The organism is Bacillus carboniphilus (assembly GCF_039522365.1).
Lineage (GTDB): Bacteria > Bacillota > Bacilli > Bacillales > JC228 > Bacillus_BF > Bacillus_BF carboniphilus.
Window position 1 is genome coordinate 307,985 of record NZ_BAAADJ010000064.1, and the last position, 21,897, is coordinate 329,881.

A 21,897-nucleotide genomic window follows, 5' to 3' on the forward strand; every position below is an offset into this window, starting at 1 on the left:
ACATAATGTCAATGGCTTATGATGAATATATGAGAGAAATTGTGAAACCAATGAGACAAGAATTAGTTGATGCGGGGTTTCAAGAATTAACAACCGAAGAATCGGTTGAAGAGTATATGGAATCTGCGGAAGGAACTACTTTTGTAATCATTAACTCTGTTTGCGGTTGTGCTGCGGGACTTGCAAGACCTGCTGCTGTTCATGCAATTTCACACTCTGAAAAGAAACCTGACCGGGTAGTAACGGTGTTTGCTGGACAAGACCGTGAAGCTACTGCAAAGATGCGGGAATATATTAAAGGATATGAACCTTCTTCCCCATCCATGGCTATTTTCAAAGGGAAAGAAGTGGTACACTTTATCCCAAGAGAAGAAATCGAAGACAACACAGTCGAAACCATTTATGAAAATATAGTAACAGCATTTCATAATTTTTGTGACTAATTAGGCGGGGTGTATCCTCGCCTTTCTTTATTTTTTTGTGGAGGATTAAATTATGACAGTAATTGTGACTACTTGTTTGAGACCTAACACTGTTCTAGAAGATAGGGCACTACAGATTTCTGAACAGTTAAAACTCCAATACATAGAAAGAGAAAAGGTATCAATTGATAAGCTACATGAAAAGTTGCAGGCCTCTATTCTGGTTGTCGGTAAAAATAGGCTTGAATACTTCCCTATAGGGTATCAGGAACCTATCTTTTTCCATCCTAGTTCTGCCATGTTTCGAGTGAAAAGATTGGTGAGAGAAGAAAAAGACCCTCTGATTGAAGTATGCAAACTGGAAAAAGGAGATTCATTTTTAGATTGTACATTAGGGTTATGTTCTGATAGTATCGTGGCTGCTTATCATGTTGGTGAAAAGGGACACGTTGTTGGTTTAGAAGTAAACCAAATTCTTTCGCATATCGTCAAAACAGGGTTAAAAACATGGGACACGACTTATTCTCCACTCTTGGATGCATTGAATAGAATTGAAGTCATTAACACTTCTTTTCATGAGTACCTATCCAATCTTCCAGATCAATCGTTTGACTGTGTTTATTTTGACCCTATGTTTGAACACACTATTGAAGAATCTGAATCAATGAGAAAATGGGAACGACTTGCAGATTATTCCACAATAGATGAAAGAGTAGTGAGAGAAGCGTGTAGGGTAGCGAAAAAAAGAGTAGTGTTAAAAGCCCACTATAGAAGTCATTGGTTCGAGGAGTTTGGATTTACTCGCTTGCCAAGAAAAAGTGCAAAATTTCACTTCGGGTTTATTGAGAAAAAATAAAGACTGGCCAAAACCAGTCTTAGTCCGTTATTTCTAAATAAACAAAGTATGCAATCATAACTAAACTAACCGCAAAAATGAGCGTTTCAAAAGCCATAATCCGGGTCACTCCTTTTATGTATTTGACCTTATTATAGTCTATTTTCGGGTTTATTAAAAACATCCGACAAAAAACTTTCAAAAACTATTTGAAATTTGAAACCTTTAAAGGAAATTATCCGTTTAATAGAGTATAATAAAAATATTATAGTTTTAGAGATTAGAAGGTGATTCTCGTTGAACGCTAAACTCAAAAAGTTTTTTGTCGTAATGGTTTCTGTTCTTACCTTTGGTCTCGTCACACCTACCTTTTCGTATGACCTAGACCATAGTGATGTTGAAAAAGGTAAAAAACCTAATGCTTTCGAAGAAGATAACATCGCAAATTCAGGTTATCTTGAATCGTACAAGAATGAGACTCCTCTGGAAACTCTCATTAAGCAGAGCGAGCAAGTGTCATATTTTAAATTTGGGGATAGAATTACACCTGTTATAAAAGATGAGTTTCAGACTGTGATTTTCCCTAAAATTGAAGAGGTTATGACAAAACTTGTAGAAGAATTAGGGGAAAATCAAGTTAAATATTTGCAAATTTCTGAGCAACCTGGAAAAGGGAAGAGTGAGAAAATGTTTCATATTTACGATTCTCAAACAGGGGAAGATTTAATACGCTTTCACGTGAGAAGGGACCATCCACCTGGTGACGGTTATTGGTTTAATTTTCACTACCACACCTTTGTGGATCAATTTGAAGCACATCATGACTTAGGACAAATTTATTGGTCAACAGATACTCCGCCAAATTGGATGTCTTCTTCCAAAAAAGAAATCCTACATTAAGATACAAGGATTTGTGAAAAAATAAGGATGAATGTTATATTTAATGAAACCATATTAAATATATTTCGTATAAAGAAATATAGATTTTTAAGGAGGTTACATAATGGCAATTAGCTTAGCAAAAGGACAAAAGGTAGATCTGACAAAAACTAATCCTGGCTTACAAAAAGTAGTAGTAGGATTAGGCTGGGATGTTAACAAATATGATGGTGGAAACTCCTTCGATTTAGATTCATCAGTATTCCTGCTGGATGGTTCAGGGAAAGTAACTTCTGATGCTGACTTTGTATTTTATAATAATCTGCAAGGTGGTAATGGTTCCGTTGTTCACACCGGGGACAATCTTACTGGTGAGGGAGACGGAGATGACGAACAAGTGAAAATTAACTTAGCAGCCGTCCCGTCAACAGTAGAAAGAATCTCCTTCTGTATCACGATTCATGACGGTGAAGCTAAAAACCAAAATTTTGGTCAAGTCTCAAACTCTTATGTTCGTGTTTTAAATGAAGAAACAAACGAAGAACTGATTCGTTACGACTTAGGAGAAGACTTTTCAATTGAAACAGCTATTGTGGTTGGGGAATTATATAGACACGGTGGAGAATGGAAGTTCAGTGCGGTTGGCAGTGGATTCCAAGGAGGATTAGCTTCTTTAGCTACGAACTTCGGATTACAAGTGCAGTAATCATCATTTGCATGTGTGAGGTTCTCTTGCACATGCGTTTTCAATGATACAATAAATTTTGTTTCAACATTCTGGGAGGGACACACATGGGTTTTTGGGAAAGCTTTTTACATACATATTCTCAATTCTTTAATTGGGAAATGTGGGGACAGGTATTAACGGATCCAGTTGCTTGGGGTCTGATTGGTACATTAGTTATTATGGAAGGATTACTTTCTGCTGATAACGCTCTCGTACTTGCAGTAATGGTTAAACACTTACCAGGTAAACAAAAGAAAAAGGCATTATTTTACGGTTTATTAGGAGCATATCTTTTCCGTTTTATTGCGATTGGTGCAGGGGTATTCCTCATTCAAATTACATGGGTAAAGTATTTAGGCGCCGGTTATCTTGCTTGGTTAGCTATCAAGTATTTCATAGATAAACGAAAAGAAGCTGCTGGGGACGATGAAGATATAGAAGGACTTTCAAAAGGAAGTATTTTCATTCGTCTTTTCGGTAACTTCTGGGGAACAGTTGCAGCTGTTGAGGTAATGGATATTGCGTTTAGTGTCGACAGTGTCTTAGCTGCTTTAGCCATCAGTGACCAAATTTGGGTACTATTACTTGGTGGTATGCTTGGAGTACTTATGATGCGTGGAGTAGCTGGTATTTTCTTGAAGCTAATTGAACGCGTTCCTGAGCTAGAAACAACCGCGTATGTGATTATTCTATTCATTGCTATCAAGATGGGTACATCAGAGTTCATTCACATTGACCATGCGTATTTCTTCGTATTTATCGTAGTAGCTTTTGCAGCTACATTCTTAGTGAATTACATTAGAAATAAAAAGCAACCTGCAGATCAAAAAGATGCTTAAAAACACCAAAAGGGAAATGACCTAGGTCTTTCCCTTTTTCTATACATGAATGGATAAGGTAGGGAGTCAAATGAAGTTTTTTTCTCAGATAACAAAAGAAATACTCGATACACTCTTTTATCAAAAACCACAACCCTTCACAAAACACTCACCAAAAGAAACATTACAATTTGCCTTAGGAGCAACCCTGTACATTCCTGCAACTCTCCCAAATATAAAAGAGCGTTTGTTCTCCCCATCATTAAGGGGGCTTTCTTCAGCAGTCATCTGTCTAGAAGATGCCATTTCTGATGTGGATGTAAAAGAAGCTGAGGAAAAACTAATTTTTGAAATAAGAGAGATTCACCGCTTAACACTGGAAGGTCAAATCGAAAAACAAGACATTCCTTTACTTTTTGTAAGGGTTCGTAGTGTTGAACAATTAAAGTTCTTGTTAGAAGAGCTCGATGATGCATCTGCTGCATTAACCGGTATTGCTATCCCTAAATTTTCTTCGTTTAACGGCTATAGTTACTTCGAATTGATTAAGGCCCACAACAAAACGAAAAATTCCTTATATGCCTTACCAATCCTAGAATCAAAAGCTTTGATATATAAGGAAACTAGAAACGAAGAACTTTTTGCCTTGTACAAAATGTTTAATACATATAGGGATGTAATATTAAATTTACGAGTAGGTGCAACTGATTTTAGTGGATTATATGGAATCAGAAGAAATGTACATACCTCCGTGTACGATATATCTATTATCCGTGATGTACTCAGTGACATCGTTAATTTCTTCGGAAGAGAGGATAATTATTTTACCATTTCTGCTCCAGTCTGGGAGTTCTTCAACAAACATTCGATTGATTTCGGTACGACACATGAAGAGGTGGGTTTAATCCGGGAAGTTCAATTAGATTTAGTAAATGGATTTACTGGGAAAACCATCATTCATCCTTCGCAAATTTTTCCAATCCAAGCATTACAAGTCGTTACATACGAAGAGTATATAGATGCTTGTACTATAATAAAAGGCTCAGAAACTCAAAATGGAGTAATGAAAAGCGAATACTCTAATAAGATGAATGAATGTAAACCACATCTGTTTTGGGCAAAGAAAATACTGATGAAATCTAAGGTATATGGGGTGCTATATGAACAGCGAACATACAATGATCTCTTATCAACAGCAACAAACATTTCAAATAGCAAAGAATGTATCAGTAAAGGTTAATATCGAAAAAAATCCGTATAACCTCCCATTAGAGCAATTTTTTGATATGGCATTGAGAAATAATAAAAAGAGAGCTTTTCTTTTTGTAAGTAAATGGCTAGGTAAGCATATACCGATTCCCCCACAAAGAAGCCTCTTTGCTGGAGCTCTACTAGCCTATGAATATATAAAGCAATTCACTAAAGATCAGCCTTCAAAATCAATGAATGATCGAGTCCAAGCTTGCATAGCGGCACCTGAAGCTTTTAAAAGTGAGGAATGGATTTTTCATACAGAGTTACCTATAACGTTTATTGGTTTTGCAGAAACAGCTACGGCGCTTGGTCATAGTATGTTCCGGTGCTTTCCGAATGCGCAGTTTTTTCATACGACTAGGGAAAAAATTGATGGTCTTAAGACCTCTATTACATTTGAAGAAGAGCATTCCCATGCGACTTCACATAGATGCTATGTAGATACAAGTTTTCTAGACAACAATCATGAAGTTGTTTTGGTTGATGATGAACTTACTACAGGGAAAACTGTACGAAATATTATTCGTTCGATGCAAGCTGAGTTTCCTAGAAAAAAATATACGGTTGTATCGATTTTAGACTGGAGATCTGAGGAGGATCAAAATCGTTTTTGTGAACTAGAAAGAGAATGCGGATGTAAGATTCATGTAGTCAGTCTAGTTAAAGGGACCATGTCATTGGAACAAGAGGGGGAATTGCTTCTAGAACCAGGTGATTTTAATCCTTCTAAACAAGCTAATAAAGTAGAGGTTTTTTGGCATCAGCTTGCTGAAGATGATTTGCCACCATTTCAAATTGTGGACCATTATTCCATGTCATTAAATGGGGATAGATATGAGATTCCGTTTTTGAGAGAAACTGGGAGATTTGGTCTATATGGTGCAGACACACCTAATGTCGAAGAGTGGATAGAGAAAATAGCTGAAAAACTCAAGAGGAAACGCTCTGGGCAAAAGCTATTATGCTTAGGAAGTGGAGAATTCATGTTCTTGCCTATGCTATTAGCATCTCACATGGGAGAAGGAGTCTCCTATCATTCTACTACTCGAAGCCCGATCCATGTTTGGGACAAAGAAGGGTATGGAGCGCAAAGTGGCTTTACATTCCCCGCACCTATAGATGGTGATGTTCAACATTTTGTTTATAACATTGCAGAAGGCATGTACGATGAAATCTGGGTGTTTTATGAAAGAAAACCGAAGAAGTCGCATATTGCTCAAATGTGTAAGCAGCTATCGATGACGGGAATCCGCAGAATAGGGATTCATTATTTTCTATAGAAGGTGAAACTACTTTGGTACTAAAAGAAATGAAAACAATAGGTTCAGGAAGTTATCAAACAAGCGATGTCACATTCCTCCTAAAAGACGTGAGTCATATACAACTTGAGGACGATGTCATAGAAAGGGAGCATCGAATTCAAACCAAACAAGAACATTACAGCGAATCGTTACCAATTGAGAAGCTACCTGAGCAAGATTACATTGATTTTTATAAAAAGGCACTTCAGACGAATGGCCAGAGGACAGCTGAACTCGTTCGAGAGGTGAGTATTCAACTACATCATACTTACAATGATGATTTGGTGTTAGTGTCACTTGCACGTGCAGGAACTCCTGTGGGGATTCTTCTAAAGCGATATTTAGCAAAATTCTTTTCTTATGAAATTCCACATTACAGTGTTTCTATTATTAGAGGGAAAGGGATCGACTGGCAGGCACTTCAATTTATCATTAAAAAACATGAAAGCAAAAAGATTATATTCGTAGATGGATGGACTGGCAAAGGATCTATTACAAATGAACTTAAGAAAAGTTGTGAGGGATTTAATGAGATTAGTTCTAGACGAGTAGAACCTATTTTAGCTGTATTAAGTGATCCAGCTAGATGTTCAACAATAAGTGGGACAAGGGAAGATATACTACTTCCTCATGCGTGTTTAAATGCTACGGTTTCAGGGTTAGTTTCAAGAACAATTCTAAATAAGAAATGGATTCATGACGGAGAGTTTCATGGGGCTAAATTTTACAAAGAATGGCTTTCTAATGACTATTCAAATCAATATGTAAATGAAATTACGGCTCTATTTAGTAAACCATGTAATGTTGAGTACAAACCAAATGCACAGTCTAGCTTTTCAGGTATGGAAGAGGTAAAGCGAATTTCTAAAGAATTTTCCATAGATGATCTTCACCTCATAAAACCTAGTATAGGTGAAACGACGAGAGTTCTCTTAAGGAGACTTCCGTGGAAAATTTTGGTGAAAGATTCGGGCGATCCACAAACAAAGCATATCCTTCATTTAGCACATCAGAAAAATATTGAAGTTATAGAGTATAAGGGTATGACATACAGCGCATGTGGGATTATTCGTCCACTAGGTGAGGAGCGCACATGATTTTTGCTTCAGACCTTGATAGAACTTTAATTTATTCAACGAGAGCTCTTAAAGAATACAACCAATTAGACCTTGACCTTGTATTGGTTGAAAGTGCCAATAACCACCAATCTTATATGTCAAAAGAATCCTACGAAATGCTAGAAGAAATCTCAAGAAAAATATTATTCATTCCAGTAACTACGCGAACGAACGCTCAATTTAAGAGACTCAAATTACCGTTAGCAAAGTCTCAAAATCATTTCCATATAACTTCAAACGGGGCACATATATTTGTTAATGGGAAAAAAGATTTGAGATGGGAGCGGAAGTTGCAGAGCAAGATGGAAAATCTGACGTATACAAGTTTTCATATTGCGGAACAAATCAAAGAATTACAAATAGATCCCGACAAAATCACAATAAGAAATTATCAAAACTTGTATTTTTCAATCACTGGAAAAGAAGCATCCTTTAAAAAAGAAATTAAAGAATGGGTTTTAAAAGTAAGGGGAATGGGGTGGAAGGTCTATTTTCACCGAAATAGATGTTATATAATGCCGCCTTTCTTAAAGAAAGGTGAATCCATTCGCTATTTAAAACAAGAACTTGGTGAAAACGTTGTATGGGGAGCAGGGGATTCTATTATGGATTCATCCCTTCTTCAGGTTTGTGAACAGAAATATGTTCGAAACATGGTGAATTAGCCACTCAAGAAAAAATACCTGATAGTTGGGAACTAACCTCTTCCAAAGGAATTAAAGCTACTGAAGAAGTGTTAAGGTCTATTTATAAACAACTTCCTTAACCATCTTCTTCAGTGGGGTAAAAGTGTTTGCATGTTAAAAATAGTACACTGCTTAAGGTGAAAATTACTGCAAACACAATAAAAAATATAAAAATAGATGGGATCACAGCTGTTAGAAATAGGCAAAAAATAAACGAATAAAATAGGATGTCAATCCAAATAAATCGGTCATGACTTAAAATTGAAATTACATCATCTATTTCAGTTGAAATTTGGTCCCTTGCAGGTCTCTTTATCATCCATCTCATATTTTCATCCTCCAACAAAGTGTACTCTTTTATATGCAAGAGACGCTGATTTGGTGAAAATGTTGAAACCCTTATGGGATAAAAAACGTATTAGTACTTGAATACTTCACTGTAAGTTTCAGGATATGCTATCATGTAAGTATAAGAGTAAAATTTTGGGTTCCTAGTGTATAAGGATTTTAAAAAGGGAAGGATTTCTATGTATCAAGAAAATAATTATGGAAAATTACAACCACACCTTCTAACGATTGCTAAAGAGGAATGGGAAGCCATGATAAAAAAGGAATTGGCTAACAGACCGTCCTTTGAAGTAAAACAAAACGAGCTCACGTTTAGCCAAATTGTTTCTCTACATTTAGGGAGCCCCTTTGATGTTGACGAATATTTTAACCAACTTTTTGAGTATGTCCATGATAAAACATTTGGTTTTTCGCAGCTTGATCACGATAACTTAGATAGAACCATTGATCAAAAAGACTTTCAAGCTCTACAGAAAATTATCCTCTTAAGTAGAGAGGAAAAACTCTCAATCAATCGTTTTGTTGCTTTCTTAGATGGTGAGAATCTCCTAATTAAGAGCCAGAATCCTGCGATACACAGGAGACTTCGGGAAGCGATGATGGATACTTTACGTCTATTTGACGAAGTGGAAGATGGGGGATTACAGTCTCAAAATTTACGTAGAATACTAGTGGATGTTGTAAAATGGTCCAAAAATCATATCGCAGCTTTTCTTGACTCTAGTAACTTAGAAAGTTCATTAGCCAGAGTACTGTGGTATGGTGAAGCCAATGAAAGCCAGCAATATTTTATTTATTATATGTACAGAATAGGCTTTGATATCGCCATTTTCAATCCTACAGGAAACAATCCGCTAGAAAGACTGAAACATTCGGTAAACTATTCCCTAATTCACACTTACCCTGATAAGACTTCATTAGAGCCATTCCCACAAGAAAAGAGAAGAAGGTCAGCAACCGTTGCCTATCGTGCATCCAGAGAAATTGAGTCCATTTTGAACCATGATGGTTCTCATTTATACAAGCCATGGCAACTTCGGGATTATACTCCATCATCCATCACGTTGAAGACCACGTATGACGAACTCTTTTTACTCGTAAAAGAGAAAGCATTTGTACGACCGGATTTCGATGTTGAGAATAGCCAAGTTAAGATACCTTCTGTATTTGCAAAGGTGATGGGGGTTAGTAGAGACCGGAAAGAATACTGGGATCGATTACATTTTCTAATACAGCAACCAAATGCTCATTTAATTCAAAAATTCCCGTTTACTCGTATTACAAGCAATGATTTTCGCTTTCATTATCAAGATGCAATTGGGAACGATGGACTGTTGTCACCTGATAAGATGATGAGTTCACATTACTGGAAATATAAGCATCTATCCACTGGATTACAAAGAGGAATCGCAAAGGCTATTCAAACTTTATGTACCCGAACAACCTTTAAGCCAGCACAAGGTGAGACTAGAGAAGATGCTAACATTTATTTGTTCACACAAAGTATGCAAATACCAGCTGAACTATTGCGATTACTTCAATCTTTTGATTATTCCCAGGATGTTCCTACATTGGTTCTCTATAACAACGAATTGAACGGACATATGACCAGGGCGGATGCAGCAAATATTTTATTATTAAATCAATTTGGAATCGATATTATTCTATATAATCCTCCTGGACATAACGACTTGGAGAATTTTATTGAGTCAAGCATCTTTGATACTCATTGGTTGGACGATATGATCTTTAATCAAGAGTTTAAAGAGCCGTCAAAAATAAAAAAATTTCTAGCTCAAGGGATATTTAAAAACTTAAGAGGTGATTAGTATGGTTAATCCAGTTCAAACACAAACGCAAACTTTAGTTCCATCCATGCCAGATGACAAAATTACTGAATCTAAAGTACCTGAAATTAAATTAAAGTTAAGACAAGAACCCGAGGTACAGCAATTAGCTACCCGAATCGATGAAAGGGACCAAATCCAAATCTTAGAGTTTGGTAAAGAGCCTGCAGAACAAATCTCAAGATTCTCTGATCAAATCTTAGGAAATATGAGAACTACAAAAGTTGAAGATTCAGGTGAACTTCTGAAACAACTTGGTAGAATCATGGATAAATTTGATAAGAAAGATTTTGAGCAAACTGGTGGTGGTATCTTTGGAAAACTCTTTAAACGTGGAGAAAAGCTAATTGAGAAATTGTTTGGGAAGTATCAAACAATGGGTGCTGAAATTGACAAAATCTACGTAGAAATCTCCAAATATCAAGGTGAGATGGTTGATTCAACAACCATGTTAGAAAACATGTATGAAGAAAACTATCAATATTATCTAACACTTGAAAAATACGTGGTAGCTGGTGAAATGAAGGCTGAACAACTAAGAAACGAAGTATTGCCGCAGCTGGAAAAAAGAGCGCAAGAAGGGGACCAGATTGCTTCTATGCAATTAGACTCACTCCGCAATACTTTAGAACTTTTAGAACAAAGAATTTACGATTTAGAAATGGCAAAAATGGTAGCTCTTCAAACAGCACCACAAATTCGAATGCTACAAAGAGGAAATACAAAGCTAATCGGAAAAATTAACTCTGCCTTTGTAACCACTATTCCAATTTTTAAAAATGGCCTTATTCAAGCAGTGGCTGCAAAAAGACAGAAGCTTGTTGCTGATTCCATGTCAGAATTAGACCGTAGAACAAATGAAATGTTAGTGAGAAACGCGCAAAACATTTCAAAACAAAGCACTGATATTGCTCGTTTAGCAGGTGCTCCAAGTATAAAAATTGAAACAATTGAAGAGACTTGGAACATCATCATGAAAGGTATGGAAGAAACGAAAACGATTGAGGATGAAAACAAGCGTTTACGTGCTGAAGGGACTAAGAAACTAGAGCAATTACAAGAAAACTTTAAAAATATGAAACGATAGAAGCTTCTATTCGTATAAAGTAGTAGGACAATCTGTGAGGAGGAATAAGAACATGGCGATTTCTTTACAAAAAGGGCAAAAAGTAGATTTAACGAAAGGAAATGCCGGCCTTTCAAAGATCATGGTAGGTTTGGGCTGGGACCCAGTACCAACAAAAGGTGGCGGTGGTCTTTTAGGTTCACTTTTTGGTGGGGGAGGTTCCAGCAATATTGATTGTGATGCCTCTGTCTTTATGTTAAATGAGAATGACAAAATTAAATCTAACCAAAATATTATTTATTTTGGAAACTTGAAAAGTAATGACGGTAGTGTAACTCACACTGGAGATAACCTTACAGGTGCTGGAGATGGTGACGATGAGCAAATCATGGTCGACCTTCATAAAATCCCTGCTAACATTCAAAAATTAGTATTTGTTGTTAATATTTATGATGCTGTTAAGAGAAAGCAGCACTTTGGTATGATTCAAAACGCATTTATTCGCGTAGTAGATTCAGCTAACGGACAAGAGCTTATTCATTATAACTTGACTGATAATTATAGTGGCCAAACAAGCTTGATTGTCGGTGAGATTTATAGACATGGTCAGGATTGGAAGTTTGCTGCAGTGGGGAATGGAACTCAAGACCCAGGTTTAAGAGAACTAGCTAGAAGATATCAATAATAAATTTAACAATAAAAAAGGAGCGATAAGGATGAGCATTAACCTACAAAAAGGACAGAAAATTGATTTAACAAAAACAAATCCTGGCCTCACGAAAGTAATGGTAGGATTAGGTTGGGACACCAATCGATATGACGGGAAAAATGACTTTGACTTGGATGCTTCCGCTTTCCTAGCAGATGAAAATGGTAAAGTAACCAATGATTCTGATTTTATTTTTTACAACCAACTGAAACATCCATCTGGCGGGGTAGAGCATACTGGTGATAACCGTACAGGTGAAGGAGACGGGGACGACGAACAAATCCTGATTGATTTTAGTAAAGTACCTTCCCACGTACATAGAATTGCTATTGCAGTTACTATCCATGACGCAGAAACGAGATCTCAAAACTTTGGTCAAGTATCAAATGCATTCGTTCGTGTTGTCAATGATGCAACACAAGTGGAAGTATTACGTTTTGACTTAGGTGAGGATTTCTCTGTTGAGACAGCACTTGTTGTGTGTGAACTGTATCGCCACGATGGTGAATGGAAGTTTAACGCAATTGGAAGTGGCTTCCAAGGTGGTCTAGCAGCCCTTTGCCGAAACTATGGGTTGCAGGTTTAATTTCTAATTTGAGAAGGGCTAGTTATCTGACGGATAGCTGGCCTTTTTTTGTATTTTAATGGTTATCTTTTGTCTAATTCGTTCGGAATGAGTATTTTTGAATCTACCTTTGGGGAAGCAAATTTTCACCGGGGAAATTGGAAAAACGGATTCTATAAAACAAGTTTGATTTTAAATTTGGTAAATTCTAAAAACTCCGATTCTATCAATCAAACGGCCCATTACATGTGTTATACTAGTATTACAAAACTATTACTTCATGTAATGTAGGTGGGATCCTCATGCAAAAAATGATTTCATACTTCTTAGTGTTAGTCCTTCCTTTTACGTATTTACAAACAGATGAGTTGTACCCATCAGGTATACAGCTTACCCATATTAATGAAGACTCAGAATTAAAACAAAACCTAAATTTAGATAACCCTAGCTTAATAGAATCTTTTGTCTTTTTACCAACGAATACTGCATACGACTCTTTCGAAGCTTCGAAAATGATTATGAGGCTAGATGGATTACCAGAATGGGTATTAGAACGTGCCATTGAGAAAGGAATTTATGTTAGACTGTTTAATGAGAATCTAACGGATTTTCCGACAACCGAACACTTAAAAGGAGTCACCCCTAGAGGTTATGATAATTTAGAAACAACTTGGGATGACGTGCCAGGAATCGGGGGTTCTAAACTAGTATTAGTGAAAATCGGACATAGTGATAAAGGACACGGTCATGGTTCTATTAATCTAGAATTACATGAACTTGCCCACTCACTAGATCGTTTTGTTTTTGATAACGTACGTTTTGATTTTCAATTTCTATCCGTCTGGGAACAAGAGACGAACCAGTTATTCCCTGGAAACGATTATTTTTTACTTTATCCCGAAGAATATTTTGCTGAAACCTTTGCAATGTATTTTTACACAAAGGGAAGTCGGGACGAACTAAAAATGAAAGCCCCTTTAACATTTAACTACATCCAGAAACTAATGAAAGAGAATTAAGCAGAAAGAGGTTGAAACGGACGATGCAACAATATTTAGATCTTTGTAAACACGTGTTGGCTAACGGAACATTGAAAGAAGACAGGACTGGTACAGGGACTATTAGTACATTTGGTTATCAGATGAGGTTTGACCTTCAGAAGGGCTTTCCAATGGTTACGACTAAAAAACTTCACCTGAGATCTATTATTCATGAGCTACTCTGGTTCTTAAATGGAGACACAAATATTGAGTATTTGCAGGAGAATGGTGTTCGAATCTGGAACGAGTGGGCAGATGAGAATGGGAATTTAGGACCTGTATACGGTGCACAATGGAGATCATGGCCAAATCATCAGACTGGTGAAACGATTGACCAAATAACAGAACTAATTGAAATGATTAAAACAAACCCACATTCTAGAAGATTACTAGTAAACGCGTGGAATGTAGCAGATATTCCGAACATGGCACTGCCTCCTTGCCATTGTTTATTCCAATTTTATGTAAATGACGGGAAGCTTTCGTGTCAACTTTATCAAAGGTCGGCGGATGTTTTTCTAGGTGTCCCTTTTAATATAGCTTCCTATGCTCTCCTTACACATATGGTTGCGAAAGTAACAGGTTTAGAACCGGGAGAATTTATCCATACTTTTGGTGACGTTCATATTTATACGAACCACCTTGAACAGGTAAAACTTCAAATATCGAGAGATCCTAAACCTCTACCAACTCTTCACATTAATAGAGACGTTACGGATATTTTCGATTTCAAGTTTGAGGATTTTGAGATACTAAATTATGAATCACATCCTCATATAAAAGGAGTAGTCAGTGTATGATATCTCTTTTATTGGCAATGGATCGGAATCAAGGTATTGGATATCAGAATGACTTACCATGGTATATCCCGGAGGATTTAAAGTATTTTAAAAAGGTCACAATGGGGCATACCATTGTGATGGGTCGAAAAACTTTTGAATCAATTGGGAGAGCACTACCTGGTAGAAAAAATGTAGTATTAACTAGGGATGAAAGCTTTGTGGCTCCTGAAGGTGTTAAGGTTATACATTCATTGGACCAGCTAATCGACCTTCATCATGCAGCTCCAAATGAAGAGTTATTTGTTATTGGTGGTGCTGAAATTTTTCGTCAAGTTCTTCCAGATACTCATAAACTTTATATTACGTTTATTGATGCAGAATATAAGTCAGATACGTTTTTCCCTACTATTAACTGGGATGAATGGAAAATGATTGAGTCGTTTGATGGTGAGCAAACAAAAGAAGTTGGTGTCCACTACGAATTTAGAGTGTATGAAAAGAAAGTTGGATAGTAATGTGTGGTAGGTATTCATTAACCATTTCTCCCGAAGACATTATTGAAAATTTCCTGATTGATGAGTTTCTTGTGGATGATTGGAGCCCCAGGTTTAATATTGCACCGAGTCAGATGGTTTTAGGTGCTGTTGAGCATGCTGGGAAAAGAAGAGCAGGATACTTTCGCTGGGGCTTAACTCCCTCTTGGGTAAAAGAAACATCAAATTGGAAACCGCTGATTAACGCACGCTCGGAAACAATGGATGAAAAAAGTAGCTTTAAACACCTAGTAAACAAGAGAAGATGTGTGATCTTTGCAGATGGCTTTTATGAATGGAAAAAGGAAAATGGAAAGCGTGTGCCCGTTCGTTTTGTAAAGCTAGACCGAAAGCCTTTTGCCTTCGCAGGTCTGTGGGATAAATCACATACACAAAGCCATCCTACTTGTACAATTATTACAACAAGTCCTAATAACATTGTTAGCCCGATTCACAATCGTATGCCTGCTATTATACAGAATGAACAGCTTTCTTTTTGGTTGGATCATCAAAATGACTTTGAACAACTGAAATCACTATTAGAGCCATTTCCTTCTGATAAAATGATTTCGTATGACGTCTCACCTCAGGTGAATTCTCCAAGAGTCGACCATCCTTCTTTAATTGAAATGGTAGAATAAGGGGATAATGAAAGCAGTTGGTTATCCTTTCAGCTTGTTCAAGCTAAAATAACACAATAAAAAAATCTGGTTCATGCATATTTTGACACTTTTCGCCTTACCTTTGCGCTATAATAAAAGAAACGGTTAAAAAAGAGGATTGATATTTTGCTTTGGAAAACGCTGGAGTTTACACATGTAAGTGGCAGCAAGGTCAAGATTTTGGAAATCCCTGTGTTGGAGGAGGATCCTTTACTACAAGTACTCATTAGAGAGCATTTACAATCCTTTATCGTCAACATTTTACAAATGCAAAAACCAAAGAGAGTGTATTCTTTCAAGGAATACTTAAAAAAATCTTTAAAATGGACCACATACGAACGGTTAATGTCTCAAGGTCCTCTACCATATCATGCATAATTTTTATCGGGCAGGTTGTTAAGGCAATCTGCCTTTTTTGTTTAACATCATTCCTATAATCTGTATAATAGGATTGTATTGTTTACATTAAGGATGTGCATTCATGAAGAAAATTGCTATCGTCACAGATTCTACTGTGGATTTATCCGTTGAAGAAGCAAAGAATTATAACGTTGAAATTGTTCCATTATCAATCTCTTTAAATGGAAACGTATACACCGACAGAGTGGATATTACACCAAGTGAATTTATTGCCAAGATGAAGGAATCAAAGGAATTACCAAAAAGCTCTCAACCACCTGTTGGATTATTTTTAGAAAAATATGAAGGTTTGCTTGAACAGGGATTTGAAGTGCTGTCCATTCATATGGCCTCGAATTTAAGTGGGACTGTTCGTGCGGCTGAGCAGGCTGCCCAAATGGCAAGTGGCCCAGTTACAGTGGTTGATTCTAAGTTTATTTCAAAAGGATTAGCCTTCCAAGTACTTGAAGCGGCTCAAATGGCTGAAAAAGGTCATACAATATCTGATATTTTGGAAAGAGTTAATGATATAAAAAACAAGACTAAACTTTTTGTTGTCGTGGATACACTAGAGAATTTAGTTAAGGGTGGTCGTATTGGAAGGGGAAAGGCTCTTATTGGATCCCTTTTGAATATTAAACCTATTGCTGTACTCGAGGATGGCCAGTATACTCCCGTAAAAAAGGTGCGAAGTTACTCCCAAGCTACTAGTTATCTAGTCAAACAGTTTCTAGAAGATGTAAAAGGAAAAACGGTTAAAGGGGCAGCACTTGTACACGCGGATGGGTTAGAGTTTGCGAAGACGATTAAAGCGAAGTTGGATGAGTTACAAGTTTTTCAACCAATCACTATTGAAGACACCACCCCGATAATATCTACCCACACTGGTCCTGGTGCTATCGCATTTATTTATTTCGCAGAGTAGAATGAGCTGATCAAAATTTGATCAGCTTTTTCTTATTTTAGGAGTTTTGACGGGGATATTTTTTATCATATAAAACTTTGCCTATCCATATATTTACATTAACTTGGAGGTGGCTTAATGGGTAAAAAAGTCCTTTTCTTTGGTGATTTTGGAATTGATGATGTATTTGCTGCCATTTATGCTTACTTTACAGAAGAGATCGATATCGTCGGAATTGTTGCCGATTATGGAAATGTACCCAAAAATGTTGCGTTAAAAAATGCTTTATATTTGCAACAACTGACTGGAACAATGGACATACCTCTCATCGGTGGGGCAGCAAATCCTCTGACAGGGGTGGAACCAACATTTTATCCGGAGGTTCATGGTCCCCAGGGATTAGGACCCATTGTACCTGGAATTGAGTTGCAACAGGAATTCGAGAATTTTTATGAAATTAACACGATTATTGAAAAATATAGAGATGAGATTACTATTGTAAATGTAGGAAGATTATCTGCGTTAGCAACTGTTTTTATCCTTTATCCAAATTTGATTAGTAGTGTAAAGGATATATATGTGATGGGGGGAGCATTCCTTTCTCCTGGTAACGTTACTCCCGTTGCAGAAGCAAACATATATAGCGATCCTATTGCAGCAAATATTGTGATAAATCGTTCTCCAATTCCCCTTCATATTGTACCTCTTGATGTAACGGACTACGCTTTACTTACACCGGAAATGGCGAATCAAATTCAAAGAGTATATGAGAATAAAAAACACGAATTGAGAAAAGTTTTTAAACCTCTATTTGATTTTTATTATAATTTTTACAGTAGTAATCGAATCGGAATTAAGGGGAGTCCTATGCATGATGCAGTTGTCATGTGGGCTTTACGAGAAGATTCGGAAATAAACTTTATGGAGATTCCCACTCAAGTTGTGATATCAGAGGGAATTTCTTTTGGGCAGACAATCGGTGATTTTCGAGAGCAAAAAGTAAAAGCAACTTATCCGGTTCATCGAATTGCCATGTCATTTAATTATGACCAATTTATATCAGATTTTTACCAAACGTTGACCAATGTCTAAATGTCACAAACTTTTCATTCCTTTTGTTTGAGTAGAGCAACCTCTCTGATACAATATGGTTAAATATCTTAAGAGAGGTTATTGTTTATGAAACGTATTTGTGCCCTACTCTTAATAGGGGTTGTTATACTAGTAACAGGCTGTTCAGGAGAAATACCGAATAAAATGGATATTGAAGTTTCAGATTTTTCCTTCACAAATCAGGATGGGGAAACTGTGACCTTAGAAAGCTTGGAAGGAAAAGTGTGGATAGCGGACTTTATTTTCACCAATTGTACGACTGTTTGTATGCCCATGACTTTTAACATGTCGAAGCTTCAAGAGATGGTAAAAGAAGAAGGTTTGGAAAACGTTGAATTTGTCTCATTCAGTGTAGACCCAAACTATGATTCACCTGAGGTATTAAAGGCGTACGCTGAACAGTTTGAAGTAGACTTTAGTAATTGGAACTTCTTAACTGGCTATAGCCAAAAAGAAATTATTAACTTTGCTAAAGAAAGTTTTATAACCCTAGTTATCCCTGCCCCAGAGGGAGATGACCAAGTTTCGCACGGGACTGCGTTCTCACTTGTTGACCAAACAGGGAAAGTTGTCCAGCAATATAGTGGTTCTGCTGAAGTGCCGTATGAAACCATTATAGAACATATTAAGATTCTACAATAGAAGGCCATTATTGGCCTTTTTTTTCTTTCTTATGAAACCTTCAACTAAAATGTGGCAACTAAGCATTTTTTCTCTGAAATAGGGTAAACCCATTATATCCTTTGTTTGCGATTAAAAAGGGACACTGATAAAATAATTTAGAATAGGAAAGGGGTGCCTTTATGAACCATTCAAAATCCCTTTTTTTGTATGGCCTAATAATGATTATACTGACAGGTTGTTCCAGCCTTACTTACCAGCAGCATGAGCCACGTCAAGATGTTGAGGAGAGTAAGCAGTATTTATATAAAGAAAAATTCCCTTTAGAATTTTTACCAAGATCGATGGAGATTGTGGCAGTTGGTGATTCGCTCACAAAAGGTGTTGGAAGTAGTACTGATGCAGGCGGTTATTTGCCCTTTCTGGAAGAATCCCTTATGGAAAGTGGAGGGTTCTTAAGCATCCAATCATCTAATTTTGGGGTGAAAGGTCATCGTACCGATCAGTTGTTAAAGCGGCTGAATGAGGAAGTAATTATTGAAAAGATGAAAACTGCCGATGTTATTGTAGTGACCATCGGGGGTAATGATATTATGAAGGTCATTAAACAAAACTTTAATCAATTGGATTTAGGTGACTTTCAACAAGCAATGCCCACTTTTAACGAGAATATCTCTTCTATTTTAAAAAGAATTCGGGATTTAAATGAAGGGGCGACTGTATATCTTATTGGAGTATACAACCCATTATCTCGTTTACTACCGCAAATTACTGAATTTAATACTGTCATTTCGTTATGGAATGAAGTGAGTCAGAAGCATATTGATAGTTATTCAAACATGTACTTTGTTGATATTTCTCATATCTTTACTGAAGGGATGAATGTTTTATATGAAGAGGATCTGTTTCATCCAAATGACTTAGGGTATGAACTAATTGCAGAATCTTTATATAAAAAAATGATAGAATCCCAAAGAATGGATTCATGGGGAACACCATTGATATCAACAGGTGGGGAAGAGGAGTCATAATGAAGAAAGTATTTTCGTGGAAAGCTGCTTTTTGGGGATTAGTCGCTTTACTTTTTATTATGATTATTGGATTAGGGATATTCTTATTGCAGCCAATTGAACATAAATCATATACACCTTCAAACCTAGATGAAGAGGCGTTTATTCCAATCTCCGTTCAGGCGGAGAAAACGGCTATTAACGATTTAATACACCGCTATATGAAGCACGAAGGATTAGGAGGATCATTAAATTATTCTGTAGTATTGAATAATGAAGTAGAACTGTACGGTAGCTTTGAAGTGTTCGATCAACAGCTCGAGTTCTTAATGTTATTTGAAACAAGAGTATTAGAAAATGGTGACCTCTGGTTAAAGGAAAAATCATTACACATAGGTGGGCTTGAAGTTCCTTCCTCCTATGTTTTGAAGTTTATTCAAGGTCACTATGATTTACCGGAATGGGTTTCCATTCACCCAGCGGATCATGCTATTTATGTGTCATTAACTCAACTACAATTAGATAATGGGGCTAGGATTAAAATGAAAGAGTTTGATTTGCAAAATGATGACATTGAATTAACTCTTTTGGTTCCAAAAAGTTGAGGGATGGCATAAAGTCATCCCTTTATTATTCAATTAGGCTCCTTTTAGGATGATGGCCTCAATAGCTTGTTCTGTTTTATTCGTACCAACAATTACAATAGAGTAGGCTATTTCCTTTTCAAGTGTTAGGTTCGGAATCTCTAAAATAGTTTCATTAGTCCCAGAGATAGTTGCAGCTAAGGTAACGGTCATAGGAGATACTACGAGATACTCCGTTATCCCCTTATATGGAACACTCTTAAATAAAGTTTCTCCTTTTTCAACACTAACAGAAATTTCAGGGCTATTTGGTGCTAAATGAATCACTCTTAGTTTTGAGGTTTTTTTATTTGTATCTGGATTGTCTTCGATTACTTTTATTTGGGGTTGTTCTTCTTTTCCGAAAATGGCTAAAGTCATAAAATCATTTGCTTGAACCGTTATTCTTCTGCTAACTAAAACAGATACCATTTGTCCAGCAGGATACACATCAATATGATATCTTCCAACAGGAAGTTTATAATACGTGCTTTGCTTCTTAAAAGGAACATTTTGTAGGATCCGATAACCATTGATGTAGATATCCACTGGTTGCTCCCCTAAATGAGCGTGGATGAACCGGAGATACCCTTCAGGTTTTTGCTGCCTAGTCATATGAAAAGTGCGGTTCATATATTTAAAATGTTTTTGATAATAATAAACATGCATAGAAGGATTAACGTATTTATAGTACTGTGCCAGCATGTCATATTTTAAAGCTTTCATCCAAAGCTGATCTTTTGTCAACATTTTCTTCCCTCCCTCTAAATAACATTGTATGCAACGTTGTATTTATTGGGTGATTGTCTATGAAGCATTTAACTAGACTTTCATACAATGTCGCGTTAAAATGCCTTAATTGGGGTATACATAGGTGGATTGACCCTAAGAAGTGGAAATGCTAGTTTGAACATTTTTGTGAAACATTTTTGAGAATCATAAGAATAATAAACATAAGCAACTTAGAAAAGGAGACATATCAAAGATGTTAAAAAAACTATTTGGAAGAAAAGAAGTCGACCCGACTGTTACATTAAAAGCACCTTTAACAGGAAAGCTTGTCCCTCTTGAACAGGTTCCTGATCCTGTGTTTTCTCAAAAAATGATGGGCGATGGGATTGCCATTGAACCTTCAAATGGAGAAGTAGTGTCCCCTCTATCTGGGGAAGTCATTCAAGTATTTCCAACAAAGCATGCAATCGGAATAAAAGCACCTAATGGACTGGAAGTACTTATTCACGTTGGATTAGAGACAGTTTCTATGAATGGTGAAGGCTTTGAGAGTCACGTTCAAGAGGGAGCAAAGGTAAAGGCTGGAGATATCCTTTTAACGGTTGACTTTGACAAGGTAAAGGAAAAAGCAAAAAGCTCGATTACTCCAATTATTCTAACGAATTCAGACCAAATTGATTCCATGAACGTAATAGCCCCTGAAACTGTTGAAAAGGGCATTACAGATGTTGTCATCGTAACGGTTAAAGGATCATAATAAAGCGAAAAGTACTGGGCGACGGCTCAGTACTTTTTTCGTTTGTGCGCCCAGCATGGGTGCAATCTATAGGGTGCAAGTCCCGAACTGTGAAGGCAGAAGTAGCAGTAGCTTAACGCAAGGGTGTCCGTGGTGACGCGGAATCT

26 protein-coding genes are annotated in these 21,897 nt (G+C 36.7%); 24 read left to right on the top strand and 2 right to left on the bottom strand.

Going from position 1 to position 21,897, the window contains the following annotated elements; translation table 11 throughout:
* Window positions 1-5 precede the first annotated feature (5 nt).
* From ABDZ91_RS21810 to ABDZ91_RS21850, 9 genes are all read left to right on the top strand, one after another.
* Window positions 6-443 carry a BrxA/BrxB family bacilliredoxin gene (locus ABDZ91_RS21810; RefSeq protein ID WP_343804170.1) on the top strand — a complete coding sequence of 146 codons (438 nt, stop codon included), beginning with the start codon at window positions 6-8 and terminating at the stop codon, window positions 441-443.
* A 52-nt stretch (window positions 444-495) separates the two neighbouring features.
* The gene (locus ABDZ91_RS21815; protein ID WP_343804173.1) at window positions 496-1,278 is read left to right on the top strand and encodes a class I SAM-dependent methyltransferase; all 783 of its coding nucleotides are present in this window, start codon (window positions 496-498) and stop codon (window positions 1,276-1,278) included.
* Between the two features lie 276 nt (window positions 1,279-1,554).
* The gene (locus tag ABDZ91_RS21820) at window positions 1,555-2,157 is read left to right on the top strand and encodes a YpjP family protein (RefSeq protein WP_343804175.1); all 603 of its coding nucleotides are present in this window, start codon (window positions 1,555-1,557) and stop codon (window positions 2,155-2,157) included.
* Window positions 2,158-2,260: 103 nt separating this feature from the next.
* Window positions 2,261-2,842, top strand: coding sequence for a TerD family protein (locus ABDZ91_RS21825; protein ID WP_343804178.1), 582 nt, complete (start codon window positions 2,261-2,263; stop codon window positions 2,840-2,842).
* Window positions 2,843-2,928: 86 nt separating this feature from the next.
* Window positions 2,929-3,702: a TerC family protein gene (locus ABDZ91_RS21830; protein ID WP_343804181.1), complete on the top strand. Its 774-nt coding sequence runs from the start codon at window positions 2,929-2,931 to the stop codon at window positions 3,700-3,702.
* A gap of 70 nt (window positions 3,703-3,772) precedes the next feature.
* On the top strand, window positions 3,773-4,921 hold the full coding sequence (locus tag ABDZ91_RS21835) for an HpcH/HpaI aldolase/citrate lyase family protein (protein ID WP_343804184.1): 1,149 nt from the start codon (window positions 3,773-3,775) through the stop codon (window positions 4,919-4,921).
* Window positions 4,842-6,215 carry a phosphoribosyltransferase family protein gene (locus ABDZ91_RS21840; protein ID WP_343804187.1) on the top strand — a complete coding sequence of 458 codons (1,374 nt, stop codon included), beginning with the start codon at window positions 4,842-4,844 and terminating at the stop codon, window positions 6,213-6,215. The genes ABDZ91_RS21835 and ABDZ91_RS21840 overlap by 80 nt, the downstream gene beginning before the upstream one ends.
* A 14-nt stretch (window positions 6,216-6,229) precedes the next feature.
* The gene (locus tag ABDZ91_RS21845; RefSeq protein ID WP_343804190.1) at window positions 6,230-7,333 is read left to right on the top strand and encodes a cysteine protease StiP family protein; all 1,104 of its coding nucleotides are present in this window, start codon (window positions 6,230-6,232) and stop codon (window positions 7,331-7,333) included.
* Window positions 7,330-8,019: an HAD family hydrolase gene (locus ABDZ91_RS21850; RefSeq protein ID WP_343804192.1), complete on the top strand. Its 690-nt coding sequence runs from the start codon at window positions 7,330-7,332 to the stop codon at window positions 8,017-8,019. Before ABDZ91_RS21845 ends, ABDZ91_RS21850 begins: the two co-directional genes overlap by 4 nt.
* 97 nt (window positions 8,020-8,116) lie before the next feature.
* Here the strand turns inward: ABDZ91_RS21850 and ABDZ91_RS21855 are convergent, their stop codons facing one another.
* Window positions 8,117-8,368 carry a hypothetical protein gene (locus ABDZ91_RS21855; protein ID WP_343804195.1) on the bottom strand — a complete coding sequence of 84 codons (252 nt, stop codon included), beginning with the start codon at window positions 8,366-8,368 and terminating at the stop codon, window positions 8,117-8,119.
* 199 nt (window positions 8,369-8,567) lie between these two features.
* On the opposite strand from ABDZ91_RS21855, the gene ABDZ91_RS21860 reads away from it, so the two are divergent.
* The 14 genes from ABDZ91_RS21860 to ABDZ91_RS21925 all read left to right on the top strand — a co-directional run bounded on the left by ABDZ91_RS21860 (window position 8,568) and on the right by ABDZ91_RS21925 (window position 20,244).
* The gene (locus ABDZ91_RS21860) at window positions 8,568-10,217 is read left to right on the top strand and encodes a YceG family protein (protein WP_343804201.1); all 1,650 of its coding nucleotides are present in this window, start codon (window positions 8,568-8,570) and stop codon (window positions 10,215-10,217) included.
* Between the two features lies 1 nt (window position 10,218).
* Window positions 10,219-11,322, top strand: a complete 1,104-nt coding sequence (locus ABDZ91_RS21865; RefSeq protein WP_343804204.1) for a toxic anion resistance protein — start codon at window positions 10,219-10,221, stop codon at window positions 11,320-11,322.
* A gap of 52 nt (window positions 11,323-11,374) precedes the next feature.
* Window positions 11,375-11,986: a TerD family protein gene (locus ABDZ91_RS21870; RefSeq protein WP_343804207.1), complete on the top strand. Its 612-nt coding sequence runs from the start codon at window positions 11,375-11,377 to the stop codon at window positions 11,984-11,986.
* 31 nt (window positions 11,987-12,017) lie between these two features.
* Window positions 12,018-12,596 (top strand): TerD family protein, encoded by a 579-nt coding sequence (locus ABDZ91_RS21875; RefSeq protein ID WP_343804208.1) that lies wholly within the window; start codon window positions 12,018-12,020, stop codon window positions 12,594-12,596.
* 281 nt (window positions 12,597-12,877) lie between these two features.
* Window positions 12,878-13,594: an anthrax toxin lethal factor-related metalloendopeptidase gene (locus ABDZ91_RS21880; protein ID WP_343804211.1), complete on the top strand. Its 717-nt coding sequence runs from the start codon at window positions 12,878-12,880 to the stop codon at window positions 13,592-13,594.
* Window positions 13,595-13,617: 23 nt separating this feature from the next.
* Entirely contained in the window at window positions 13,618-14,415 is a 798-nt protein-coding gene (locus ABDZ91_RS21885; protein WP_343804214.1) for a thymidylate synthase, read from the top strand.
* Entirely contained in the window at window positions 14,412-14,909 is a 498-nt protein-coding gene (locus tag ABDZ91_RS21890) for a dihydrofolate reductase (protein WP_343804217.1), read from the top strand. Before ABDZ91_RS21885 ends, ABDZ91_RS21890 begins: the two co-directional genes overlap by 4 nt.
* Before the next feature lie 2 nt (window positions 14,910-14,911).
* Complete coding sequence (locus ABDZ91_RS21895; protein ID WP_343804220.1) at window positions 14,912-15,571, top strand: SOS response-associated peptidase; 660 nt, start codon at window positions 14,912-14,914, stop codon at window positions 15,569-15,571.
* Between the two features lie 147 nt (window positions 15,572-15,718).
* Window positions 15,719-15,970 (top strand): DUF2535 family protein, encoded by a 252-nt coding sequence (locus ABDZ91_RS21900; RefSeq protein WP_343804223.1) that lies wholly within the window; start codon window positions 15,719-15,721, stop codon window positions 15,968-15,970.
* 103 nt (window positions 15,971-16,073) lie between these two features.
* On the top strand, window positions 16,074-16,916 hold the full coding sequence (locus ABDZ91_RS21905) for a DegV family protein (RefSeq protein ID WP_343804226.1): 843 nt from the start codon (window positions 16,074-16,076) through the stop codon (window positions 16,914-16,916).
* Between the two features lie 117 nt (window positions 16,917-17,033).
* Window positions 17,034-17,987 (top strand): nucleoside hydrolase, encoded by a 954-nt coding sequence (locus tag ABDZ91_RS21910; RefSeq protein WP_343804229.1) that lies wholly within the window; start codon window positions 17,034-17,036, stop codon window positions 17,985-17,987.
* An 87-nt stretch (window positions 17,988-18,074) separates the two neighbouring features.
* Entirely contained in the window at window positions 18,075-18,650 is a 576-nt protein-coding gene (locus ABDZ91_RS21915) for an SCO family protein (RefSeq protein WP_343804232.1), read from the top strand.
* Window positions 18,651-18,811: 161 nt separating this feature from the next.
* Window positions 18,812-19,660: an SGNH/GDSL hydrolase family protein gene (locus ABDZ91_RS21920; RefSeq protein ID WP_343804234.1), complete on the top strand. Its 849-nt coding sequence runs from the start codon at window positions 18,812-18,814 to the stop codon at window positions 19,658-19,660.
* Window positions 19,660-20,244 (top strand): YpmS family protein, encoded by a 585-nt coding sequence (locus ABDZ91_RS21925; RefSeq protein WP_343804237.1) that lies wholly within the window; start codon window positions 19,660-19,662, stop codon window positions 20,242-20,244. Before ABDZ91_RS21920 ends, ABDZ91_RS21925 begins: the two co-directional genes overlap by 1 nt.
* Window positions 20,245-20,277: 33 nt before the next feature.
* Here ABDZ91_RS21925 and ABDZ91_RS21930 read toward each other — a convergent pair whose 3' ends face one another.
* Window positions 20,278-21,012 (bottom strand): DUF4397 domain-containing protein, encoded by a 735-nt coding sequence (locus tag ABDZ91_RS21930; RefSeq protein ID WP_343804239.1) that lies wholly within the window; start codon window positions 21,010-21,012, stop codon window positions 20,278-20,280.
* 235 nt (window positions 21,013-21,247) lie between these two features.
* Here ABDZ91_RS21930 and ABDZ91_RS21935 point away from each other — a divergent pair, with 235 nt between their 5' ends.
* Window positions 21,248-21,751: a PTS sugar transporter subunit IIA gene (locus ABDZ91_RS21935; protein WP_343804241.1), complete on the top strand. Its 504-nt coding sequence runs from the start codon at window positions 21,248-21,250 to the stop codon at window positions 21,749-21,751.
* Window positions 21,752-21,897: the final 146 nt, after the last annotated feature.